Source organism: Vibrio sp. ZOR0018 (assembly GCF_963865925.1).
Taxonomy (GTDB): Bacteria; Pseudomonadota; Gammaproteobacteria; order Enterobacterales; family Vibrionaceae; genus Vibrio; species Vibrio anguillarum.
The window spans coordinates 1-5,818 of record NZ_CAWMCN010000007.1 but is presented as its reverse complement, the minus strand read 5'-3'; the positions used below and the strand labels follow the sequence as shown (position 1 = coordinate 5,818).

At 41.4% G+C, this 5,818-nt stretch carries 8 protein-coding genes; 2 read left to right on the top strand and 6 right to left on the bottom strand.

The window, feature by feature from the left end; genetic code table 11:
* Nucleotides 1–211: 211 nt before the first annotated feature.
* The 4 genes from AACR75_RS00160 to AACR75_RS00145 form a co-directional block, all read right to left on the bottom strand.
* Nucleotides 212–724, bottom strand: coding sequence for a GNAT family N-acetyltransferase (locus AACR75_RS00160; RefSeq protein WP_047691347.1), 513 nt, complete (start codon nucleotides 722–724; stop codon nucleotides 212–214).
* A gap of 693 nt (nucleotides 725–1,417) precedes the next feature.
* Nucleotides 1,418–1,858: a GNAT family N-acetyltransferase gene (locus AACR75_RS00155; protein ID WP_025739799.1), complete on the bottom strand. Its 441-nt coding sequence runs from the start codon at nucleotides 1,856–1,858 to the stop codon at nucleotides 1,418–1,420.
* A 143-nt stretch (nucleotides 1,859–2,001) separates the two neighbouring features.
* Nucleotides 2,002–2,484, bottom strand: a complete 483-nt coding sequence (locus AACR75_RS00150) for a GNAT family N-acetyltransferase (RefSeq protein WP_047691343.1) — start codon at nucleotides 2,482–2,484, stop codon at nucleotides 2,002–2,004.
* A 134-nt stretch (nucleotides 2,485–2,618) separates the two neighbouring features.
* Nucleotides 2,619–3,389 (bottom strand): alpha/beta fold hydrolase, encoded by a 771-nt coding sequence (locus tag AACR75_RS00145; protein WP_047691340.1) that lies wholly within the window; start codon nucleotides 3,387–3,389, stop codon nucleotides 2,619–2,621.
* Between the two features lie 261 nt (nucleotides 3,390–3,650).
* Here AACR75_RS00145 and AACR75_RS00140 point away from each other — a divergent pair, with 261 nt between their 5' ends.
* The gene (locus AACR75_RS00140) at nucleotides 3,651–3,893 is read left to right on the top strand and encodes a type II toxin-antitoxin system Phd/YefM family antitoxin (RefSeq protein ID WP_017045808.1); all 243 of its coding nucleotides are present in this window, start codon (nucleotides 3,651–3,653) and stop codon (nucleotides 3,891–3,893) included.
* A 7-nt stretch (nucleotides 3,894–3,900) separates the two neighbouring features.
* Nucleotides 3,901–4,200 (top strand): type II toxin-antitoxin system RelE/ParE family toxin, encoded by a 300-nt coding sequence (locus AACR75_RS00135; RefSeq protein ID WP_047691337.1) that lies wholly within the window; start codon nucleotides 3,901–3,903, stop codon nucleotides 4,198–4,200.
* Between the two features lie 179 nt (nucleotides 4,201–4,379).
* On the opposite strand, the gene AACR75_RS00130 is transcribed toward AACR75_RS00135, so the two are convergent.
* Nucleotides 4,380–4,913 (bottom strand): GNAT family N-acetyltransferase, encoded by a 534-nt coding sequence (locus tag AACR75_RS00130; RefSeq protein ID WP_013868567.1) that lies wholly within the window; start codon nucleotides 4,911–4,913, stop codon nucleotides 4,380–4,382.
* Nucleotides 4,910–5,179 carry a type II toxin-antitoxin system TacA family antitoxin gene (locus AACR75_RS00125; RefSeq protein WP_000179600.1) on the bottom strand — a complete coding sequence of 90 codons (270 nt, stop codon included), beginning with the start codon at nucleotides 5,177–5,179 and terminating at the stop codon, nucleotides 4,910–4,912. Before AACR75_RS00125 ends, AACR75_RS00130 begins: the two co-directional genes overlap by 4 nt.
* Between the last annotated feature and the right edge of the window lie 639 nt (nucleotides 5,180–5,818).

The window sequence follows — 5,818 nt, the reverse complement described above, 5'->3', positions numbered from 1 at the left end:
AATTAAGCCACAAAACATGGAATTTACCGTTCAATTCAAACTCGATTTAGCTGATAAAAACTCACCTTGCCTAACGCCCGCTTAAGGGGCAGCCAACACTACTACCAACTTACCGCATAACACCGTAATCACAAAAACCAACGCATAGTAAAACTGCCGCGCGTTGGCTGTCCCTCTTGAAGCGTTTGTTATGTGAATTTTTCCAGCGCGCTCAATACACACAACCATTAAATTCAATGACTTGATCGCTTAAAGCATGACTGCCATTGTAAGACTTAACCATACCTCCACGGTAGACAAACTGATTCCAATTTTTCCGCTCCACGTCGAAGTAATGGATAGGCAAAACTAACTCCGAATACCCTGAGCTTCGATAAACATCTGGCTCATAAGCGAAGAGAAAAGAATGAGTTACCCCAAAAGACACTAAGCATCGATCGAGTTCTTTCACGATGACTTTAGCTAAGCCCAAACCACGCTTACTTGGTGTAATGGCAATACCACCAATTATGCCCCCTTTGAAGCTTATTGAGCCCTGCTTCATTAAGCGACTATAAGCAAAACCAGTAGCGATAATCTGATTATCGTCTTCAATGAGAATTGCACAGACGAACTCACGATTGAAAATGAACATGGAATCTTGGCCAAAAACGGAGTTTAGATGAGCATTAAGTTCAGCTTCGTAAGCCCCAATCTGACCACTTTTGACAACTGATATTTTCAAGGTTGACTCCATTCACATAACGCCCGCTTAAGGGGCAGACAACGCTACTACTAACTTTCCGCATAACACTGTAACCACAAAAATCAACGACTAGTAAAAATGCCGTGCGTTGGCTGTCCCTCTTGAAGCGTTTGTTAGCTGCCGCACTTTAGCCGGAGATTTACTACCCAACGGCCTAATTTAAAAAACATTATTGCTTTCAAGCGACAAAGTAAAAGGGACAACTTAGAAACTAAAACCTAATCCACAAAACGTACTTGGCAAAGAAGAAATAGCAGGAAAACTGACGAGCTTCTAAGACTTAAATTTACAAAGAATTCTTTCGAAGAAGCCAACAACCAAGTGCACTAAATCCATTTAAGCGCGAAAGAGCCTCAAAACCAAAGAAGCCACACCAAAAAAATAAACAAACACACCACTTCCCGTAAGAAGACTTCGGTTAGTTCAAACACTCTACGAACAGTGCCACTGGCGAGATACGCGGAGAAGTGCTGACTTTCAGGTGTGAAGCTAGAGCCTCAGACTAAGAAAAAATGAACACGGAATTTTATGATTTTTCTTAACCTCAGCTAACGCCCGCTTAAGGGGCAGCCAACGCTACTACTAAGCTTCCGCATAACACCGTAATCACAAAAACCAACGCATAGTAAAAATGCCAGGCGTTAGCTGTCCCTCTTAAAGCGTTTGTTATGCCTATTGGTTTAACTGTTTGATAAACTTAATTTTACTAGTAGCAGTGCAACCATTATCTTCGTAACCTGATATTTGATAACCACTAGAAATAAGCAACTGCAACATCGCTTGATACTGGTTCATCGATTTTACACTAATGGCACTATAACCGTGATTAAGGGCCCATAATTCTTGTTGCTCTCGTAGCTTGGTGGCAACACCTTGTTTTCTATAATTTGGATCAACTCCGCCAAGCCAGCTATAAAACTCAGTATTAGAAATCTCATAACCAATTTTGTATGCCATTGGCTTTTCATTGTGGCTTGCGATTAGAATTAAGTGCGTTTTACCCGTTAATTTAGCCATTAATTTACTTGCTGTTGTTCTACCATCAAATTCAGGTATTTGAGCATCAACCTCTAAAACTTCATCTATCGTTCCCAAGCGGAAATCAAACTTCATACATATTTACCTTTCGAGAGGCATAACGCCCGCCTAAGGGGCTGACAACGCATCACCACTAAACTCAAACACAACAACTGCAACCACCGCGGCTCAATGGGACTGGAAACGCCGCGCGTTGACAGTCCCTCTTGAGGCGTTTGTTAGGCACAGGATGCCCGCTTTAGCACCCATTTTTCCAATTTTTCATTGTCGCTATCAACCACAAAACCAATGAAAACAAAGTTGTTGGCTCGTACGACATTCAACGAAGTGAGGTTCGCCGATGAAATCAAAGCCACAACACTTTCAATTGAATCCACATTAAACGCTAACTGACAAAGTTGATTGACTGCCAATTTTGCAAATCCTCGACCTTGTTTATAAGGCGAAACATTGTATCCAATTTCAACTTCACCATCTTGAGGTTCATCTTTGAAGCCACAGAAACCAACGACATTATTGTCCACTGACATCATGTAGGGTAATGACCAAATTTCAGCTTTTGAGTTTTGGAGCTGCTCATAAGAACGGAGCAGAACATGCTTTGGTGGCACAGCCCCTTCACAAAACGTCAATTCTGAGTCAAGTTCAACATGGTCGAGCAAGCATTTTAGATGGCGCTGATTTAACTGTTGTAGTTCCAATTTTCCACCCTGTGCCTAACGCCCGGCTAAGGGGTTGACAACGCACTGCCGAACTCAAAAAACACACTGTAAACACTGAACTTCAATTTTGAACTAAAGCCGCCACGCGTTGGCAATCCCTCTTGAGCCGTTTGTTAGTTTTTGTGTTGCAACAAGAACTGCTCTAACATTTCACCCACCAATTCCGGTGATTCTTGATGCGACGAATGTGCTGTCAATGGAATATTGGCAAAACTACAACCTACAATTTTCGACTTTAAAGCCGCTGCCTCATCCAACGAAAACAAGAAGTCATTATCACCTCGCATTACTAATGTCGGGCAACGGATTTTTTCAACTAACTCATGTGGGTAGCCAGATTCTGTTGTGTCAAGCCAGACTGCTTTTACAGCGTCTACGAGTTTAGGAAAATCCGGTTTAGGATTTGACGCCTCATATAAAGCAACATCATCGGCAAACCTTGATGCCCAAAATTCAGCCGTCAAACCACTTAGTAATTCAACTGATGGATCATCTGCCTCTAATCGCCACTGCGAACCCAGTGTCACCAAACAAGATACTCTCTCCGGTTCTTGTATTGCTAAACGATAACCTACGATACCACCGTCACTAAAACCAAAAATCGAATATTTCTCAATACCCAAATAGCTAAGAGCATGCTGAACGTCTTGTTGATATTGCATGTAATTAAGTGGACGATTGCCTAAAAGGGACTTTCCGTGACCACGGAAATCTATACTTATCAATTGATAGTCAGCAGCAACATATTTATGAATTGAACTTAACTCATTCAACGAACCAAGACCGCCATGAAGCATCAATAATGGCTTGCCGTCATGATTACCTGAAAGCTCGTAATAAATCTCGGAGCCACTAACACTTACATAACCATTTTTATTTTTCATTTTATCGACCAACTACGTTTGTATTGATTTGACCTGAAAAAACTAACGCCGCATTAAGTGGTGAGCAACGCTAAACACCTATGCCGCGACAAACCACTTAAAACGGAAAAACTGAATTTACACTAAAACCGCCAAGCGTTGCGAATCCATCTTAAATGCTTTGTTAGTTTACTTTTCACACCAATCGCGCGATTTAATTAAATTGCACATTTAGCTCGATACCCTATAATATTACTGCACTTACAGACTTGGAGCTTAACCATGTACACATTAACAGCAAATGATGCCAAACGTAATTTCGGTGAACTGCTTCTAAACGCTCAACGTGAGCCAGTTAAAATTAGTAAAAACAATAAAGATGCCGTTGTTGTGATGTCGATTAGAGACTATGAAGAACTTGAAGTCATGAAAGCCGATTACATAAAACATTGTTTTGAGTCCGCAAAAGCAGACTTAGCCCAAGGCAATATCGTTGACGGTGAAAACTTCCTAAACGCGTTGTAAGTAAAGTATGCACAAGAGTAAATATAAACTGAGTAAATTAGCACAGGCTCATTTACATAAAATCAAAAATTATACCGTTACAAACTTTTCCGAGATGCAGTGGAACGCATACAAAGACACTCTTCTTACTGGGTTTCAGATGCTCGCTGACAACCCGGCTGTAGGCAGAAGCTGCAACGATTTATATCAAAATGGTTTTTACTTCCCTATAGGCAAGCATACGGCTTACTTTACCAAGGAAGACCGTTTTATTTTGGTCGTTGCAGTCCTTGGACAATCGCAATTGCCACAAAACCATCTGCGATAATTATCACACCCTAGCGTATTGAGTTAGGGTGCAATTTTGATTGGTAAACTAACGCCCGCTTAAGGGGCAGACAACGCTACTACCAACTTACCGCATAACACTGTAATCACAAAAACCAACGCATAATAAAAATGCCGCGCGTTGGCTGTCCCTCTTGAAGCGTTTGTTATATTCGTAGCCTATTGATTAAAAAGCTGTTCTACCGTTTTCATCGGTAAGTACATACGAATACGCTCATTATGTTCGCACAATACTTCAAAGCCGAACTTCGTATAGAACGCTTGAGCGGAATCTGTCAGACAATCCACAACTATTGCGTATGCCCTCATGTGATGATTCACTTCCCACAAGTACTTCAGCGCACGAATTAGACTGACCTTTCCAAGTCCAGAACCGTGAAATTCTTTGTGCACAGCTAATTGAGCCAACAGAAAAACAGGGATTGGATATCTCGGTAGTTTCTTTGCTAATTGTGTCGGTAATGTTTCTCGGCTGATTGAGCTCGGTGCAACACTATAAAAGGCACAAATAGCGAATTTTTGATTTAACAGCGGTTGACCACTAGGTAAAACCATTGTTCGGCTAATACCTGCTTGCATGTGCTTTGCAGCTTGAGTTTTGATAAATGTGTTTAGCTCTTGCTCACCACAGTCAAATGAGTCGCGGTCATGCTTTGATTTACTAAGTTCTACAAACTCTCTGCCCCAACTCACTTGATACCGCTCTTCTCTGTAAATTTAACAGCTTCAAGCAAAGCTTGATTCGGTGCTTTTACTTTATTACACGCAGCCATAAACTCGTCAAAAACACTGTCTTTAACCATAATACTTTCATGCTCCTCAATAACATGAGTCGCATCTTCGTCCATAAGTCTCACCACATATTCAGTGAGACTTTTTAAGCCAAGTAAAGCCGATGCCTTTTCGGCTTTTGCCTTGATCTCTTCATCAAGGCGGATATCTAAACGTGCCGTTGCCATAACCCCTCCTGCGTACGGATACATCCCGTCAGCTGAGCTGATTATAGGCCAAACTTAAAGCATATTCAATTCGTACGGAAAGATTATGGGACGAGGGAGAATATAACGCCCGGCTAAGGGGTTGACAACGCACCACCGAACTCAAAAAACCACTGTAAACACTGAACTTCAATTTTGAACTAAAGCCGCCACGCGTTGACAATCCCTCTTGAGCCGTTTGTTAGGCAAACCAATTGACACCGACACTTTCACAACCCAAGAACAAGCTTTTTTGTAAACTTGAAACAAACTAAACCGTTCATTTATAAACCAAAATGCTGAATCAGCAAAGAAACAAAAAAACTCAAATTGAGCGATTTGGAAGAAAAGTGACGAGCGTAGCATACTCGGCGGACGTTTGGATGCTGAAGGTTATTTTGCCGCTAAATTCACAACGACAAACAACCCAACGCGATCAAGAAACAACAAATATGTGATGACTATTTATTGCTTAACTTAAGCCAGAAAACATGGAATTTACCGCTCAATTTCAACTCGATTTAGCTGATAAAAACTCACCTTGCCTAACGCCCGGCTAAGGGGTTGACAACGCACCGCCGAACTCAAAAAACACACTGTAAACATTGAACTTCAATTTTG